Below are 15191 nucleotides of genomic sequence, written 5' to 3'. Positions count from 1 at the left end.
ACCCGCTGCGGTCATTTTGACCAACGTTCTTTCCCATCCTCCAATTGGACGGCCAGCGCTCGACACTCATGCTGCAGGCAATCGCCGCGATATGGACATCGCTGATCGTTCTCTCAATTCCTGCAATGTTGATAAGACTACTATACTAACCGCGCATACAGGGACCGGTTTTCAAATCCTCGGCCATTCGCAGCATTGATTTGCCTAAGGTGGGCGCAAAACAGGAAATGCTTGTGGGCGCGCTTTCGCCGGTCGACCGAAACGCCGCCAAGTCCTGAGGTGGTTCGAGTGTCAGGGGCGCGAACGGTTCGCCCACACCAGGCCGCCCAGCCCGACCAGCGCGGTGACGATACCGATATAGAGCCATTGCGACTGGCCGGTCATGAAGCTGCCGCCGACGAGGCCGACGCCTTGCAGCGACCAGAGCGCGCCGATGGCGAGCGCAATCAACGCCAGCAGATTTTTGATAAATCTCATCGCCGAAATTTCCTTCCCAAGTCGATCGTCAATTCAGCCATGACCGCGACGACAAAGCGAAAGGAAGCGACCCGATCGCTCTCACATCTACTTGCATAGTAGAGCCCATGTCATGGCGGAAACACTCCCGGTGCAGGTTCGAAGATCACCAGACATACATCGTGGCAGTCCCAACCCTCCCTGACGGACTGTTTCCCGCCGACTCCAAACGTGTACTGTAGTCATGGAACCGCCAGATGACTGCCGCATTTCGTGCCACATTCGATCCGTAACGGCCGGGGCCTGTCAAACGGAGCCACAGATGAAGAAACCCCACCAGGCCGCGCTTGCCGCGGTGACGATCGCGGCTGGCCTGTTGGTCGGCGCATCCACCTCCCCTGCCGCCGCGCAATGCGGCCGCGCCTCTTGGTACGCGCTGTACTCGAAGACCGCTTCCGGCGAGCGGATGAACCCGTCAGCGCTGACCGCCGCGCACCGCACCTTGCCTTTTGGCACCAAGCTGAAGGTCACCAACCGCAACAACGGCCGCAGCGTCGTCGTGCGCATCAACGACCGCGGCCCGTTCATCAAGGGGCGCGTGATCGACCTGTCGAAAGGCGCCGCCAGCCGGCTCGGCTTCATCAGTTCGGGCCATACATCCGTGTGCACGGCCCGCGTGTGATGCCTCTGTGTCCGGCCAGAGCTGGACACGCACGGCCTTCGCAACCGCACAATGAGCCGGCTGCCGCCGTTCAAAGCCGGTTTTCAACACCTTAAACGAAAGTATGAGCATAAATCACGGCACTTGACGTATTGCATCGCAGCAGTTTGTTGTTAACTTCCCCGCGAGAGATTCAAGGCTCGGCACTGCTGTCGTCCCTTCGGTCGAAGCAGCGGGGTTCTCGATGTTCTACCAGTTCTACGAATTGAACCACGCCGCCGTGCAACCGGCCCGCCTGTATGCCGATGCGGTGCGTATGTTCTACACCAATCCGCTCAATCCATTCACGCACACCTCCTGGGGCCGCTCGATCGCGGCAACGGCCGAATTGTTCGAGCGCACGACGCGCCGCTACAGCAAGCCGCAATTCGGCCTGACCAAGACCGTGGTCGACTGGAAAAGCGTCGATGTCACCGAAAAGACGGTATGGTCGCGGCCGTTCTGCAATCTGCTCCGTTTCGAGCGGGCGGTTCCCGCCGGCCGCCGGCCTGATCCGAAGCTGCTGATCGTGGCGCCGATGTCAGGCCACTATGCAACGCTGCTGCGCGGCACGGTCGAGGCAATGCTGCCCCATGCCGATGTGCACATCACCGACTGGGTCGACGCCCGCATGGTGCCGCTGGCGGATGGCAGCTTCGACCTCGACGACTACATCGACTACATCGTCGACATGCTGCATGCGCTGGGACCCGATACCCACGTCATGGCGGTGTGCCAGCCTTCGGTGCCGGTGCTGGCGGCGGTGGCGCTGATGGAAACGCGCGGCGACCCGTTCGTTCCCTCGACAATGACACTGATGGGCGGGCCGATCGATACCCGCCGCAATCCGACCGCGGTCAACCTTCTGGCCGAGGAAAAGGGCATCGACTGGTTCCGCGACAACGTTATCATGCAGGCGCCGTGGCCGGTGCCCGGCTTCGGCCGTGAGGTCTATCCCGGCTTCCTGCAGCTTTCGGGATTCATGAGCATGAACCTCGACCGCCACATCATCGCCCACAAGGACTTCTTCATGCATCTGGTGAAGCATGATGGCGATAATGCCGAGAAGCACCGCGACTTCTATGACGAATATATGGCGGTTATGGATCTGACGGCGGAGTTCTACCTGCAGACGGTCGACACGGTGTTTGTTCGCCATGCCTTGCCCAAGGGCGAAATGATGCATCGCGGCGTCGCCATCGATCCCTCCGATATCCGCAATGTCGCCCTGTTCACGGTCGAGGGCGAGAACGACGACATTTCCGGCCTCGGCCAGACCCAGGCCGCGCACGACCTCTGCATCAACATCCCCGCGGACAGGCACGCCCACTACGTGCAGCCGGCGGTCGGCCATTACGGCGTCTTCAACGGCTCGCGCTTCCGCTCCGAAATCGTGCCGCGCATCGTCGACTTCATCACCAGCTATGGCCGCCAGAGCCGCGTTGCGGTGAAGCCGAAGCTGGTTCGCACCGCCAAAAAGTAAAGATGTAGCCTTGTGAATCCCGGATGGCAGCCCCGTGCAAGTCGACCTGTTGCACAATAGCCGCTGTTTCGGCCGCGCGGGTAACCATGTCGCAAATCTGGCCGTTGGTATAATTGACAGGGACTGTAGATCGCCCTTAACCTTTCGTTAACAACAAAGGGACGAGGGGGACAATGATTTCCTCACCAATGGCGAGAAGGCTGCGCGCGTGCGCCCTGTTAGGGCTGTTACTTGCGGCAGGCTGGTCTACGGCGGCTTCGGCGGGACCAATGGCAACCGGCGGCCCGACATCGCAGCCGATCGGCCATTACGATTTCTGCAAGACCAGTCCGGCCGAATGCTCGATCCACCCGGGCAATCTCGCCCCGGCCACCATGAGCGGTGCGCTCTGGCGCAAGATCCTCAGCGTCAACGCCAGGGTCAACACCGCCGTCAAGCCGATAAGCGACATCGACATCTACGGCAGGGACGAGGTCTGGGCCTATCCCGTCAAGGGCGTTGGCGACTGTGAGGACTATGTCCTGGAAAAGCGCCGCGAATTGAACCGCTTGGGCGTGTCGTTCGCCAATCTTCTGATGACCGTCGTGCGCAAGCCGGACGGTGAGGGCCATGCCGTGCTGACGGTGCGCACAAGCAAGGGCGACTACATCCTCGACAATCTGGACGGAAAGGTCCGCTCATGGGACCGGACCGGCTACCGCTTCCTCAAGCGGCAGGCGATCGACAATACCGGCCGCTGGGTCTCGATCCGTGATGGCCAGCCGGTTCTGGTCGGCGCGGTTCAGTAGCAGGCGTCACTTTGGCTGCTTCAAAGCGGCGCGGATCGATGCGGTGATGCGGCGAAGCTCCGCTTCGTCGAGCTTTTCGATGTTTTCGGCCAAAACATTGGCAAGCTCGGTGGCGGCGGGGCTGAGGCCCGACGTGTCGAGCTTCACCCGTGGATGCGAGGTCTCGGCCAGCCGCGCGAGTTCTTCCGCATCGTCCCATATGACGTTGAAATAGCCGATGATCTTCTGGATCAGCGTCCAGGTCGGCGCGCCGCGGCGACCATGCTCCAGCGCCGACAGATAGGCGGCGCTGACGCCGATCGCCGCGGCCATCGCCTTCTGACTGACGCCACGTTCGCTTCGCAGGGCGCGAAGCTTTTCGCCGAACGGGGTCATCCGCGCGCGCGCCTCAGGCGGACATAGAGCGCGCCCGAGCCGCCATGGTTGCGGGCAGCATGGTCGTGGCTGGAGACGAGCGGCCTGAACGCGGGTGTCGACAGCCAGGCTGGCACGGCGCGCCGCAAGATGCCGTCGCCGCCCGACGACGAGCCTTTGCCGGTGATGACCAGGACGTAACGGATGCCGCCGGCATGCGCCCGGTGCAGGAAGGAAAACAGCAGCGAATAGGCTTCGTCCTGGCTCAGGCCATGCAGGTCGACGCGGCCTTCGATCGGCAAGCGACCCTTCGACAGTTTTTCCAGCGTCGGTTCGTCGAGCGGATGCGAAACATGCTGCGTCTTGGCTTTCGCCGCCGCAGCCGGAGCCATGGCCTGGACACGCGGCGGTGGCTTCGTGTCATCACTGATCTCCGGGCCGATATCCGGGATGCCGATGGCGGACTTGCCCTTCAGCGGCTTGGCGGTGCGCGCCACCAGGTTCCACAGGACCCGATCGTCCTCGCTCAGTCTGTCGATGCGCCGGGTCATCGCCCCGCTCCCGGTACAAGCGGACGCGGGATCAGGGCGTAGAAATCGGCAGGGTTACGGACAGTGCCGGCGATCTCGCCGGCCGCATCTCCCGTCCCGGCGAACAGGTCGCCGCGGGCCGGGCCGGTGATGGCCGAGCCGGTGTCCTGCGCGATCATCAGCCGCCGGAACGGCTTGTTGTCGAAAGCGGTCAGCGACGTCGCGTCGATGAAGAACGGCGTGCCGAATGTATGCAGCAAACGGTCGACAGCGACGGAGCGGCCCGGCGTCAGCGGCACTTTGGCGGCAGCGATCGGGCCGAGTTCCGGGTCGTCGACCCCCGCCTCGCTGGCGGAAGTCTCGCGGAAGAAAATATAAGAGCGGTTGCGCCACAGGATCTCATCGATGCGCTCCGGATGCGCCCTGAACCAGGCGCGGATCGACTGCATGGTCACCGCTTCGAGCGGGATTTCGCCTAGCTCACTCAGGATCTTGCCCGGTCCGGTAAAGCACTGGCCGGATTTGGCGGCATAGGTGACGCGGCAAAGCCGACCGTCGGTCATAGCGAGCCGCGCAGAACCCTGTACGTGGATGAAGAAGGCGTCGACCTTGTCGGCGAGCCAGGCGATTTCCAGACCGTTGCCGATGAACGCGCCGCGCTCGATCTCGCCGCGGTCGAAATACTCGACCGGTCCGTTCGGCGTGGCGCGGCCGAAGGCGAGATAGGGATCCATGCCGGGCGGCCGGTTGGCGTCGTCGATGTCGACGAGATTGGCCGGACGCGACAGCAGCGGCACCGTAAATCGTTCGGTTCGCACCGGTGAGGCGTCGACCACTGGTTCATAGAAGCCGGTGACGAGGCCGGCGCCGCCGTTTTTGGCCGTTATGTGCGCCGGGATGAAATGCCGCTCGAAAAAAGCGCGGGCTTGGCGCCGGTCCGTTGGCGAAACGGTGCGGGCTGCAGCGTAGGCTCCGGTGAAGGCCTTGAATTCGACGCCGAGCCTGCCGGAGCGATAGGGTTTTACCAGGGCATGGAAGGCCGAACGCCGGAAAGCGGCGAACGCGGCCAGATGGTCGTCCTCGTCCCAGCCGGGCAGATCGTCAAAGGATTTTTCGCGGAACGCCTGAGATAGCGACACCGGAGCCTCGCCGTGGTCCGGGCTCAGTCTTCTTCTTCGGTGGCGACGAGCTTCCAGTTCGGGTCGCGCGAGCGCGTATCGCGGGCGAAGGTCCAGACATCCTTGACCTCAGCGACGGTTTCGGGATCGCCGTCGATGACGGCGCCGGCCTTGTCTCGCGTCGCCGAAATCAGCTCGCTGACGATGCGCAGCGTGATATGCGCCTCGCTGCCCTTCATCTCGGCGGAAACGATGTCGGCCTTGTCGATGCCGACGAAGGAGGACTGGATCTTCTCCGATTTCGCCTCACGGTCGCCGATGGCTGCGACAAAGCCGTCATAGACCTCGCGCGACAACAGGTTCTTCAGCGTCTTGCGGTCGCCATCGGCATAGGCCATGACGATCATCTCATAGGCCATCTTGGCGCCGTCGACGAAGGTCTTCGGGTCGAATGACGGGTCATTGTCCTTGATCGCGCGCAGGCCCTTGTTGAGATCGGTGGCAGGCTTGGCGAAGGCGTCGATCGCCGCATAGGCGTCGATTGCCGGCTCTCCCGGCGCTCGCTTGCGCGGCAGCGAGACCACATTCTCGGGCTTCTGGGCGTCGTCGCGCGTCCGGCCCGCCGTATAGGGATCGAAGGGCGGGCGTTCGCTGCCGGTACGGCGGCCGAGCACATTGCGCAGCTGGAAAAAGATCACAACCGCCGCAACCAGAAAGAAAATCGTGCCGAAGTCGAAGAATCCCATATCTTCCGCCAATCAATCCCTACCCCGGCCGGACCGCCCGGCCAGGCAATGGCTGCGGTCGCGTAGCGTTCAACATCCAAAGCATATAGAACGCAAGCTGCAATCATTCAAATTAAAGGCAGCCATACCTATCTAAAAGGTCCAGTGCCAGCGGCGATTGCCCGCCGGCCGGCAAAACACGGTAACGATCGGTCAAGATTTGCGCATTTCGCTGCTTCCTCTGTTCATTCTCGCGCTTCCGTTGCTGGAGATCGCCGGTTTCGTCGTTGTCGGCCGCCAGGTCGGCGCGCTCGCGACGGTCGGCCTGGTGCTGGCTTCGAGCATCGCCGGCGCGCTGTTGTTGCGATACCAGGGTTTCGGCGTCATGACCCGGGTCCGTGCCGAAATGGACGCCGGACGTGATCCAAGCCGCCAGCTCGCGCACGGCGCGATGATCGTGCTGGCGGCGATCCTGCTCATCATTCCCGGCTTCATCACCGACGTTTTCGGCATTCTGCTGTTCCTGCCGCCGGTCCGCGACCTCGCCTGGCGCCTGTTGAAAGGCCGCATCGTGCTGGCCACCAGTTTCGGCACCGGCGGAGTCCGGGCCCGGCAACGCGACAAGACCATTGACCTCGACGACAGCGACTATTCGCGCGGCGACGATTACAACCGCGGCCCCGATCACAATTCCCCCTGGCGCCGCCTCAAGGACGAGTAGGTCGGAACGCCTCAGGGACGTGTAGGTCGGCAAACGCTTCAGGGACGGCTAGGTCAGCAAACCTTGTCTTGTCATGCCGACCATGGTAGCGAACGCCCGATTTCAATCCGGTCAGCAAGGCTGCCCAGGCAAAAGGACAAAGGCTTATGGCCAGCAAAGACGACGCGCCGACCGGCGCGGCCAGTGGCAACGGCGACGCGACGCAGCCTTCGCTCAATGTGCTTGCCCAATATGTGAAGGACCTTTCCTTCGAAAGCCCCGGCGCGCCGAACTCTCTGCGCGGCCGCGACAAGGCTCCCGGCATCGCCATCAACGTCAATGTCAACGCCAATCCGCTTTCGGACAAGCAGTTCGACGTCAATCTGACGCTGAACGCCAAGGCGTCCTTCGACAAGGAAGTGCTGTTCAATGTCGAGCTGGTCTATGGCGGCGTGTTCGCCATCAGTGGCTTCCCGCAGGAGCACATGCTGCCGCTGCTGTTCATCGAATGCCCGCGGCTGCTGTTCCCGTTCGCCAGGCAGATCATTGCCGAGGCGACGCGCAATGGCGGCTTCCCGCCGCTGATGCTCGATCCGATCGATTTCGCGCAGATGTTCCAGCAGAAGCTGGCCGAAGACCAGGCCGCCAGCAAGGTCAAGGTGAGCTGAGGCGAGTGTAGAGCAGACATTAAAGACCCGGCCTCGCGCCGGGTTTTTTGTTTGAGGTGCCGGCGGGACAGGTTGGAAGCCGATCGGCAGTCGCAAACCTCTAGGATTAGCCGAAGCATCCCTCCACTTAGTCATCCTAGGGCGGAGCAAGGAGCGAAGCGACCCGGCGCAGACCCTAGGATCCATGCCGTTACATCAGCCGAAAGAATACAGCGGCTCAGAACGGCGCTTGCATGCGCCACTGCGCTCGCTACCCTTCCGCCATGACCGGCTATGCCTATATGACCGCGAGCTAGAAGCGCGGCACGATCTACATCGGCGTCACCAACGATCTTGGCCGCCGCATGCCGGAGCACAAATCCGGCGAAGGCTCGCGCTTCACCAGCTGCTATGGCGTGCAGCGTCTGGTCTGGTACGAAGAACATTTCGACATTCGCGACGCCATCCAGCGCGAGAAGTCGCTGAAGCGCTGGCCTCGCCAATAGAAGATCGACCTGATCGAGAAGACCAATCCAGAGTGGTTCGAGCTTTTTCGCGGAACGGGGTGGTAGCACTCGGTTCTGGTCGGCCGGGCACTGCCGCAAGGTAACGGCATGGATCCTAGGGTCTGCGCCGCGTCGCTTCGCTCCTTGCTCCGCCCTAGGATGACGAAGCGGAGGGGTCGTTTTCGGCCAATCTCAAAAGTCTGCGATTCCCGAACGAAACTATCGACGCCGCTGCCGATCGGCTCCCGTCAAAATCGCTATGCCGCGGAACTCGCTTCCGCGGCGACGCGCAGCCAGAGCGCCTTTTCGCCTAAGGTGCCGACCATGCTCGCGTGCGCGGTGCGTTCTGCCTCGGTCAGACGAGACGGCAGCGCTATCGGCCGCGCGCCGATGCTGATGTCGATATCGTCGACATTTCTCCTGCCGCCGGCCGGCGCCGTGGCGCTGTCGAGGATGAGCGCCGCCTGCTTGCCGCCGATGAGCTCGATATAGACCTCGGCCAGCAATTCCGAATCGAGCAGCGCGCCGTGCTTGGTGCGACGGGCATTGTCGATGCCGTAGCGCCGGCACAGCGCGTCCAGCGAATTGGGGCCCATCGGATGCTTGCGGCGCGCCAGCGCCAGCGTGTCGACGACAAGTCCGGGATCAACGACCGGGTGGCCAAGCCGACCGAACTCGACATTGAGGAAAGCGATATCGAAAGTGGCATTGTGGGCGACCAGCTTGGCGCCCTCGATGAAGGCAAGAAATTCCTCGGCGATGTCGCTGAAGGTCGGCTTTCCCATGAGGTCGGCGGCGCTGATGCCATGAACGGCCTGCGCCTCCGCATGAATCGGTCGTCCCTGCGGATTGATGTAATGGTGGAAGGTGCGGCCGGTCGGGAACCGATTGACCAGCTCGATGCAGCCAAGCTCGATGACGCGGTCATCACGGAAATCGAGGCCGGTGGTTTCCGTGTCGAAGATAATCTCGCGCATCGAATCAGTCCGTTGGTTCCGGCGTCATTCCAGCCGAATCATGAGGGGAACAAATTGGCAACATATTACGCCGGATGCAAGCGCCGTTAAGCAGGCTTGCCGGCCTTATCCCCGGCTAGTTCGGCGACAATCGCATTGACCGCCGCGCGCGCCGCATCAAAACCTTGTCCGGTGTCGATGATGAAATCGGCGCTCTTGCGCTTTTCCGCGTCGGGAACCTGCCTGGCCAGGATCGACGCCAATTTCTCTTCGCTCATACCCGGCCTCGCCAGCACCCGGGCGCGCTGGATTTCGACCGACGCGGTGACGACCACGACCTTGTCGACCCGGTCGCGGCCGCCGGTTTCGAACAGCAGCGGGATATCGAGAACGACAAGCGGTGCGCCGGCGGCACGGTTGCGGGCCAGGAAGGCGTCGGCGTCGGCGCGGACCAGCGGGTGGATGATCGTTTCCAGTCGTTTCAAGGCCGCGGCATTGCCGAGCACTCGCTCGGCCAGCTTGGTGCGATCGACCGAGCCGGATTTTGTAGTCCCGGGAAAAGCCGCCTCGACCAGCGGAGCCGCCTTGCCGGAGTAGAGGCGATGCACCGCCTCGTCCGAATCGTGGACGGGTACGCCGGCCTCGGCAAACATCTTCGCCGTGGTCGACTTGCCCATGCCGATCGATCCGGTGAGGCCGAGCACGATCATGCCTTTCACTCCTAAGTCATTCCTTGGGCGCCAAGATCGGCGACGATCATCTGCCGCAATTCGGCAGTGACCTGCGGCCTGATGCCGAACCAGCGCTCGAAGCCGGGCACCGCCTGGTGCAAAAGCATGCCGAGCCCGTCGACGGTCTTCAGGCCCCGCGCCTTGGCTGCGGCCAGCAACGGCGTTTCCAGCGGCACATAGACAATGTCGGTGACGATGGCATGGTCCGGCAGACTGGCCGGATCGGCGGACAGGCCTTCATTGCCATGCATGCCGAGCGCTGACGTGTTGACCAGCAGGCCGGCATCGGCCAGCAGCTCGCCGGTCGCAGCCGTGCCGTGGGCGGAAACACCGGCGCCGAAGCGGTGGCGCAGTTCCTCGGCTCGGGCGAGTGTCCGGTTGACGATGCGGATGTCACCGATGCCGCGCTCAATCAGCGCATGGATGACTGCACGGGAGGCGCCGCCGGCGCCGAGCACCACGGCCGGGCCATTGTCTGCCCAGCCCGGCGCATGCTCGTCGAGATTGGCGGCAAAGCCATGGGCGTCGGTGTTGCCGCCGCACAGTTCTTCGCCCTCGAACCACAGCGTGTTGACGGCGCCGATCTGTTCGGCTGCGTTGTTGCGGCGCGTCGCCAGCGCGAAGGCGGCCTCCTTGTGCGGGATGGTGACGTTGCCGCCACGGTAGTCATTCGCCTCGAGCGTTTTGACGAATTCGGCAAACCCCTCCGGCGCAACGTCGATCGCCCGGTAGCTGCCGTTTATACCGTATTTCGCCAGCCAATAGGAGTGGATCTTCGGCGACCGGGAATGCGCGACCGGGTGGCCGGTGACGAAGGCCTTTTTTTCGGCCTCAGCCATCGATGGCGCCGAGGTCACGCAGCTTGGCCAGAACGGGCAGAAGCGGCAGGCCGACGATGGTGAAGTAGTCGCCTTCTATTCTTTCGAACAGCTGGATGCCCTCGCCTTCGATCTGGTAGGCGCCGACGCTAGACAGCGCCTTGGCGCCGACCCGCGCCAGATGGCGGCCGATGAAGGCCGGGTCGAGCTTTCGCATGGTCAGGCTGGCGATGCCGACATGCCGCCACAGAGCCGCGCCGTCGCGGGCCAGCACCACGGCGCTGTTGAGCTGATGGGTCTTTCCCGACAGCGCCAAAAGATGGCGGCGCGCGGCTTCCATGTCGGCCGGCTTGTGGAACACTTCGTCGCCGAGCGACAGCGTCTGGTCGCAGCCGAGCACCAGGGCGCCGGGCTTTCGCTCGCTGACTTCGGTGGCCTTGGCCTCGGCGAGCACCAGGGCAACATCCTCCGGCGAGATACCGCTGCCCTGCAAAGGTGCTTCGAGCGCGCGCTCGTCGACTCCCGCCGGAACCGCCTCGACCGCCACGCCGGCATTGACAAGCAGCGCCTTGCGGAACGGGCTGCCCGAGGCAAGGATGATTTTTCCGGTCATTTTTATCGCCTAAGGTTGGTTGAGATTCCGATCGGAGACGGACGCGCAGACAGTCGCTGGATCGCTGCGCTTCTCGGGGACAGTAACGGCATGGATCCTAGGGTCTCCGCTACGTCGCTTCGCTCCTGCTCCGCCCTAGGATGACGAAGGCATAGTGGTGTAAGGCCAATCGCAGATGTCCGAGATTGGCAGTTGCGAGCAAGGAGCGAAGCGACGCGGCGCAGACCCTAGGATCCATGCCGTGACCTTCGAGCCTGCAGCGCTGAACGGCTAGACAAAACCTCACCATTTCCTGACTTCAGTTATCTTGTCTTGCCGCGTAGGGCAACGATGGCCGCCGCCGTCTCTTCGATCGAGCGGCGGCTGACGTCGATCATCGGCCAGCCATGCCGGGTGCAGATCTGGCGGGCGTAGGCGAGTTCCTCGGAGATCGCGGCGCGGTCGACATAGTCGGTCGGCTCATAGGCGCTGGTGTTGCCGAGGATACGGTTCTGGCGGACCTGCGAGATGCGCTCGGCGGTGGCGATCAGCCCGACGATCAGCGGCCTTTTGGCGTTGACCAGGCTTTCCGGCACCGGCACGCCGAGCACGATGGGGATGTTGGCGGTCTTGATGCCGCGATTGGCCAAATAGATGCTGGTCGGCGTCTTCGAGGTGCGCGAAATGCCGACGAGCACGATGTCGGCATCGTCCATATTGGCCGGCAGCTGGCCGTCATCATGCTCCATGGTGAAGTTGAGCGCGTCGATGCGGCGAAAATATTCGGCGTCGAGGACATGCTGGGCTCCGACGCGGCGGCCGGCCGGCGTGCCGAGATAGGACTGGAACACGGTCAGCACCGGTTCCAGCACTGAGACGCAAGGCAGGCCCATGGCGGCGCAGCGTTCGTCGATGCCGCGGGCGAGCTTCTGGTCGACGACCGTATAGAGGATGATGCCCGGCTCCTCCTCGATGTCCTCGAACACTTTCGTCACCTGCTTTTCGGTGCGGATGAGCGGGTAGATATGCTCGATGGCGCGCGCATCCTTATATTGCGCCGAGGCCGCGCGGCCGGCCGCCAGCAGCGTTTCACCGGTGGCATCGGAAATCAGGTGAAGGTGAAAGAAGCTCTGGGGTTTGTTCACAGGGTTACGTTCCAAGCTGTGGGCCGATGTGGATAAGGTCGGCCGGAAAGATCGGCCGGTTCGGGGCGACTGTATCAGATGCCAGTTTGTCCACAATTCGATGCGCTGTCGGCTTCGTCGGGCGCCTGGGGACAAGTCCGGGGACGGGCTTTTTTGACTCGGCCTTACCCACAGGCCCATTTTCTTTGCGCGGGCGGCAACGCATTGACTCCACTCGGAAATTTCCAACTGTCCCCAAAGTCCTCCTATCCGGCAGAAGAAGCACGCGACAATATGCTGGCTGGCCTTTTCCGGGGCAAAGCGGGACAGGAGACAACCACCGATACCAACAGACTCTTAGAATCATAAGATTCCTAGAAATAGAATACTTAATTATAGAGAAGCCTGGAGAGGCGGAGGATTTGACTCTTTGACTGGGCCTGGAAGAGATTATGAGAGCTCGCTGCCGACCGCCCTTCAGCCGCCGATTTCCAACATTCGCGATTGCTTGCAGGTCACCATGCTTTCGTCATCCCAGGGCGGAGCGAACGCGAAGCGGAGCGCAGACCCTGGGATCCATGCCGTGACATCAATCGAAGAATGCAGCGGCGCAGAACTAAAGCTGCTCTGTCCGCCGGCATCGAGGTTCTGCACTGCCACGGCGCTCCGATGTCACGGCATGGATCCCGGGGTCTGCGCCGCGTCGCTTCGCTCCTTGCTTCGCCCTAGGATGACGAAGGTCACTACACCGGAAAAGCGAGCGCTGAATGCCTGAAAACCGGATCATGCTGGACGTGTTGAAGGGCAAGACTGTGTCTCCGCCGCCGCTCTGGATGATGCGCCAGGCCGGCCGCTATCTGCCGGAATATCGGGAAACACGCAGGCGGGCCGGGTCGTTCCTCGATCTTTGCTACGATCCCGATCTTGCCGTGGAGGTGACGCTGCAGCCGATCGAGCGCTTCGGCTTCGATGCATCGATCCTGTTTTCCGATATCCTTGTCGTGCCGCATGCGCTGGGCCGCGATGTGCGCTTCGAGGAGGGACGCGGGCCGCTGTTGACGCCGATCTCTGCGGAGGAGATTAGGGCTCTCGACGGCGAAACGTTTCACGTGAATCTCGAACCGGTCTATGAGATGGTCAGACGGCTGCGGGCAAAACTGCCTGACGAAACGACGCTGATCGGCTTCTGCGGCGCGCCGTGGACGGTGGCGACCTATATGATCGCCGGCCACGGCACCTCAGACCAGGCGCCGGCGCGGCTCTTCGCCTATCGCGAGCCGGCGGCTTTCTTGCAGCTGCTGAACGTACTTGTCGATCACTCGGCCGCCTATCTGATCCGCCAGATCGAAGCCGGCGCCGATGTGGTGCAGATCTTCGACTCGTGGTCCGGCGTGCTCGACGAAGTTTCGTTCGAGGCCTTCTGCGTCAGGCCGGTAGCCGAGATCGTAAGGCAGGTGCGGGCCGTGCACCCCGACATTCCGATCATCGGTTTTCCCAAGGGCGCCGGCGCCCACTACCAGCGCTATCGCCAGCAAACCGGCGTGATGGGGCTGGGGCTCGACTGGACCGTGCCGCTGACGACAGCAAAGGAATTGCAGCGCGGTGGCGCCGTACAGGGCAATCTCGATCCGTTGCGGCTGGTGGCTGGCGGCAAGGCGCTTACCGACGGCGTCGAGGCGATCCTGAAGGCACTGGGCGATGGGCCGCTGATCTTCAATCTCGGCCACGGCATCACGCCGGAGACGCCGATCGCGCATGTCGAGGCGATGGTGAAACTGGTGCGGGCACGTCGATGACCGACACGAATACGACCGGGAGCGCAGGTAACAGCGGGGCGGGCGCGATGCGTCGAGCAGCGATCGCCATCGTCATCTTCCTCGTCCTGGCCGGACTTCTGTTCCTATTCGGACCGGATGATTTCTATCCCTGGGCAAAAGCAATCCATGTCATCGCCGTCATTTCCTGGATGGCGGGCATGCTCTATCTGCCGCGGCTGCTGGTCTATCATGCCGATGCTGAGAAAGGCTCCGTCCAGTCAGAAACCTTCAAGGTGATGGAGCGCCGGCTGCTGCGCGGCATCATCAATCCGGCCATGATCATCACCTGGGTGCTCGGCCTCTGGCTGGCCTGGAAAGGCTTCGGTTTTCAGGGCGGCTGGCTGCATGCCAAGATCGCCGCGGTGCTCGGGCTCTCCGCCGTTCATGGCTATCTGGCCGGCGCGGTCCGCAAATTCGCCGAGGATCGCAACGAAAAGCCCGCGAAGCACTGGCGGATCGTCAACGAGCTCCCCACATTGCTGATGATCGTCATCGTCGTGCTGGTTATCGTGAAGCCGTTTTGACGCTTCGTGCGGCCGCAAAGGCCAGGGCAATCGATCTGTCCAATTCGTGCTAAAGGGCGCCAGTTGTCGAAGTCGGCGCCGCCCCTCATCGCCCTGCCGGGCACTTCTCCCCGTATAGAGACGGGGAGAAGGGACTGTCGACAACCTTGGCGGACATTCTGCAACGCTGGTAATTGGCGAAACCATCAATGAGAGCCTGTCCAGTTGATAGATGGGTAACACTTTGAACCGGATACATGGGTTACAGTTTTCCCCCTGTAGTGTCCGCTGCAGCGCCAAGCGGTTTGGTTGGCGCGGCGCTGCGGCGGACAAGCTTCATGCGCCTGGTGTCGAGGATGCCGAGCGGATGGGCATGGAAGCTGAGCGCCCATTGACCATCCTCGGTTTCGGTGGCGGCGACGGCTTCGCCGGCCAGCGTCTTGGAAACGTAGACGAAGCCACCGTTCCACCTGATCTCGCCATTGTGGCGCACGCTGCGCACCGCCGCCTCGGCCGGATAGTCGGGCTCGGGCGGTGTCGCGGGCATAGCGCGCGGCGAGGAGCGGTAATGCTGCGCCGGGGTGTCCATGGCCAGCGCCTCATGCGGACGCTCCTCATTGTAGCTATGCCGGAAGGCCTCGAA

General features: G+C 62.7%; 17 protein-coding genes and 2 pseudogenes. 8 read left to right on the top strand and 11 right to left on the bottom strand.

The window, feature by feature from the left end:
- Positions 1-291: 291 nt before the first annotated feature.
- Positions 292-477 (bottom strand): hypothetical protein, encoded by a 186-nt coding sequence (locus NKH12_RS11260; protein ID WP_352953174.1) that lies wholly within the window; start codon positions 475-477, stop codon positions 292-294.
- A 301-nt stretch (positions 478-778) separates the two neighbouring features.
- Between NKH12_RS11260 and NKH12_RS11255 the strand changes: the two genes are divergently transcribed.
- The 3 genes from NKH12_RS11255 (at position 779) to NKH12_RS11245 (ending at position 3427) form a co-directional block, all read left to right on the top strand.
- A complete protein-coding gene (locus NKH12_RS11255; protein WP_352953173.1) occupies positions 779-1138 on the top strand; it encodes a septal ring lytic transglycosylase RlpA family protein in 360 nt (119 codons plus the stop codon).
- 223 nt (positions 1139-1361) lie between these two features.
- Complete coding sequence (locus NKH12_RS11250; protein WP_352953172.1) at positions 1362-2639, top strand: polyhydroxyalkanoate depolymerase; 1278 nt, start codon at positions 1362-1364, stop codon at positions 2637-2639.
- Between the two features lie 173 nt (positions 2640-2812).
- On the top strand, positions 2813-3427 hold the full coding sequence (locus NKH12_RS11245) for a transglutaminase-like cysteine peptidase (protein ID WP_352953171.1): 615 nt from the start codon (positions 2813-2815) through the stop codon (positions 3425-3427).
- Positions 3428-3433: 6 nt separating this feature from the next.
- Here the strand turns inward: NKH12_RS11245 and NKH12_RS11240 are convergent, their stop codons facing one another.
- The 4 genes from NKH12_RS11240 to NKH12_RS11225 are packed head-to-tail and all read right to left on the bottom strand — an operon-like array spanning position 3434 to position 6175.
- Positions 3434-3802 carry a helix-turn-helix domain-containing protein gene (locus NKH12_RS11240; RefSeq protein ID WP_352953170.1) on the bottom strand — a complete coding sequence of 123 codons (369 nt, stop codon included), beginning with the start codon at positions 3800-3802 and terminating at the stop codon, positions 3434-3436.
- Positions 3799-4332 (bottom strand): Smr/MutS family protein, encoded by a 534-nt coding sequence (locus tag NKH12_RS11235; RefSeq protein ID WP_352953169.1) that lies wholly within the window; start codon positions 4330-4332, stop codon positions 3799-3801. The genes NKH12_RS11240 and NKH12_RS11235 overlap by 4 nt, the downstream gene beginning before the upstream one ends.
- On the bottom strand, positions 4329-5450 hold the full coding sequence (mltA, locus tag NKH12_RS11230; protein ID WP_352953168.1) for a murein transglycosylase A: 1122 nt from the start codon (positions 5448-5450) through the stop codon (positions 4329-4331). The genes NKH12_RS11235 and mltA overlap by 4 nt, the downstream gene beginning before the upstream one ends.
- A gap of 23 nt (positions 5451-5473) precedes the next feature.
- A complete protein-coding gene (locus NKH12_RS11225) occupies positions 5474-6175 on the bottom strand; it encodes a Tim44/TimA family putative adaptor protein (RefSeq protein ID WP_352953167.1) in 702 nt (233 codons plus the stop codon).
- Positions 6176-6374: 199 nt separating this feature from the next.
- Here NKH12_RS11225 and NKH12_RS11220 point away from each other — a divergent pair, with 199 nt between their 5' ends.
- The 3 genes and pseudogenes from NKH12_RS11220 to NKH12_RS11210 all read left to right on the top strand — a co-directional run bounded on the left by NKH12_RS11220 (position 6375) and on the right by NKH12_RS11210 (position 8073).
- The gene (locus NKH12_RS11220; protein WP_352953166.1) at positions 6375-6875 is read left to right on the top strand and encodes an FxsA family protein; all 501 of its coding nucleotides are present in this window, start codon (positions 6375-6377) and stop codon (positions 6873-6875) included.
- A 146-nt stretch (positions 6876-7021) separates the two neighbouring features.
- Entirely contained in the window at positions 7022-7522 is a 501-nt protein-coding gene (secB, locus tag NKH12_RS11215) for a protein-export chaperone SecB (protein WP_027153623.1), read from the top strand.
- 308 nt (positions 7523-7830) lie between these two features.
- A pseudogene (locus tag NKH12_RS11210) lies at positions 7831-8073 on the top strand (GIY-YIG nuclease family protein).
- A 191-nt stretch (positions 8074-8264) separates the two neighbouring features.
- On the opposite strand, the gene dnaQ reads toward NKH12_RS11210, so the two are convergent.
- The 5 genes from dnaQ to NKH12_RS11185 form a co-directional block, all read right to left on the bottom strand.
- Positions 8265-8984, bottom strand: a complete 720-nt coding sequence (dnaQ, locus tag NKH12_RS11205; protein ID WP_352953165.1) for a DNA polymerase III subunit epsilon — start codon at positions 8982-8984, stop codon at positions 8265-8267.
- An 86-nt stretch (positions 8985-9070) separates the two neighbouring features.
- A complete protein-coding gene (coaE, locus tag NKH12_RS11200; protein WP_352953164.1) occupies positions 9071-9673 on the bottom strand; it encodes a dephospho-CoA kinase in 603 nt (200 codons plus the stop codon).
- 11 nt (positions 9674-9684) lie between these two features.
- Positions 9685-10533: a shikimate dehydrogenase gene (locus NKH12_RS11195; protein ID WP_352953163.1), complete on the bottom strand. Its 849-nt coding sequence runs from the start codon at positions 10531-10533 to the stop codon at positions 9685-9687.
- Positions 10526-11125: a Maf-like protein gene (locus tag NKH12_RS11190; RefSeq protein WP_352953162.1), complete on the bottom strand. Its 600-nt coding sequence runs from the start codon at positions 11123-11125 to the stop codon at positions 10526-10528. The genes NKH12_RS11195 and NKH12_RS11190 overlap by 8 nt, the downstream gene beginning before the upstream one ends.
- A 302-nt stretch (positions 11126-11427) precedes the next feature.
- On the bottom strand, positions 11428-12249 hold the full coding sequence (locus tag NKH12_RS11185) for a pyruvate, water dikinase regulatory protein (RefSeq protein ID WP_352953161.1): 822 nt from the start codon (positions 12247-12249) through the stop codon (positions 11428-11430).
- A 746-nt stretch (positions 12250-12995) separates the two neighbouring features.
- Here NKH12_RS11185 and hemE point away from each other — a divergent pair.
- Positions 12996-14024, top strand: coding sequence for a uroporphyrinogen decarboxylase (hemE, locus tag NKH12_RS11180; RefSeq protein ID WP_352953160.1), 1029 nt, complete (start codon positions 12996-12998; stop codon positions 14022-14024).
- The gene (gene hemJ, locus NKH12_RS11175) at positions 14021-14569 is read left to right on the top strand and encodes a protoporphyrinogen oxidase HemJ (RefSeq protein ID WP_502910777.1); all 549 of its coding nucleotides are present in this window, start codon (positions 14021-14023) and stop codon (positions 14567-14569) included. Before hemE ends, hemJ begins: the two co-directional genes overlap by 4 nt.
- Before the next feature lie 241 nt (positions 14570-14810).
- On the opposite strand, the pseudogene NKH12_RS11170 reads toward hemJ, so the two are convergent.
- A pseudogene (locus NKH12_RS11170) lies at positions 14811-15191 on the bottom strand (integrase); the annotation flags it as partial.

Source organism: Mesorhizobium sp. M1322 (assembly GCF_040318085.1).
GTDB lineage: Bacteria > Pseudomonadota > Alphaproteobacteria > Rhizobiales > Rhizobiaceae > Mesorhizobium.
Note: the sequence above shows the minus strand (reverse complement) of the source record. Positions and strands in the feature narration are given on the sequence as shown.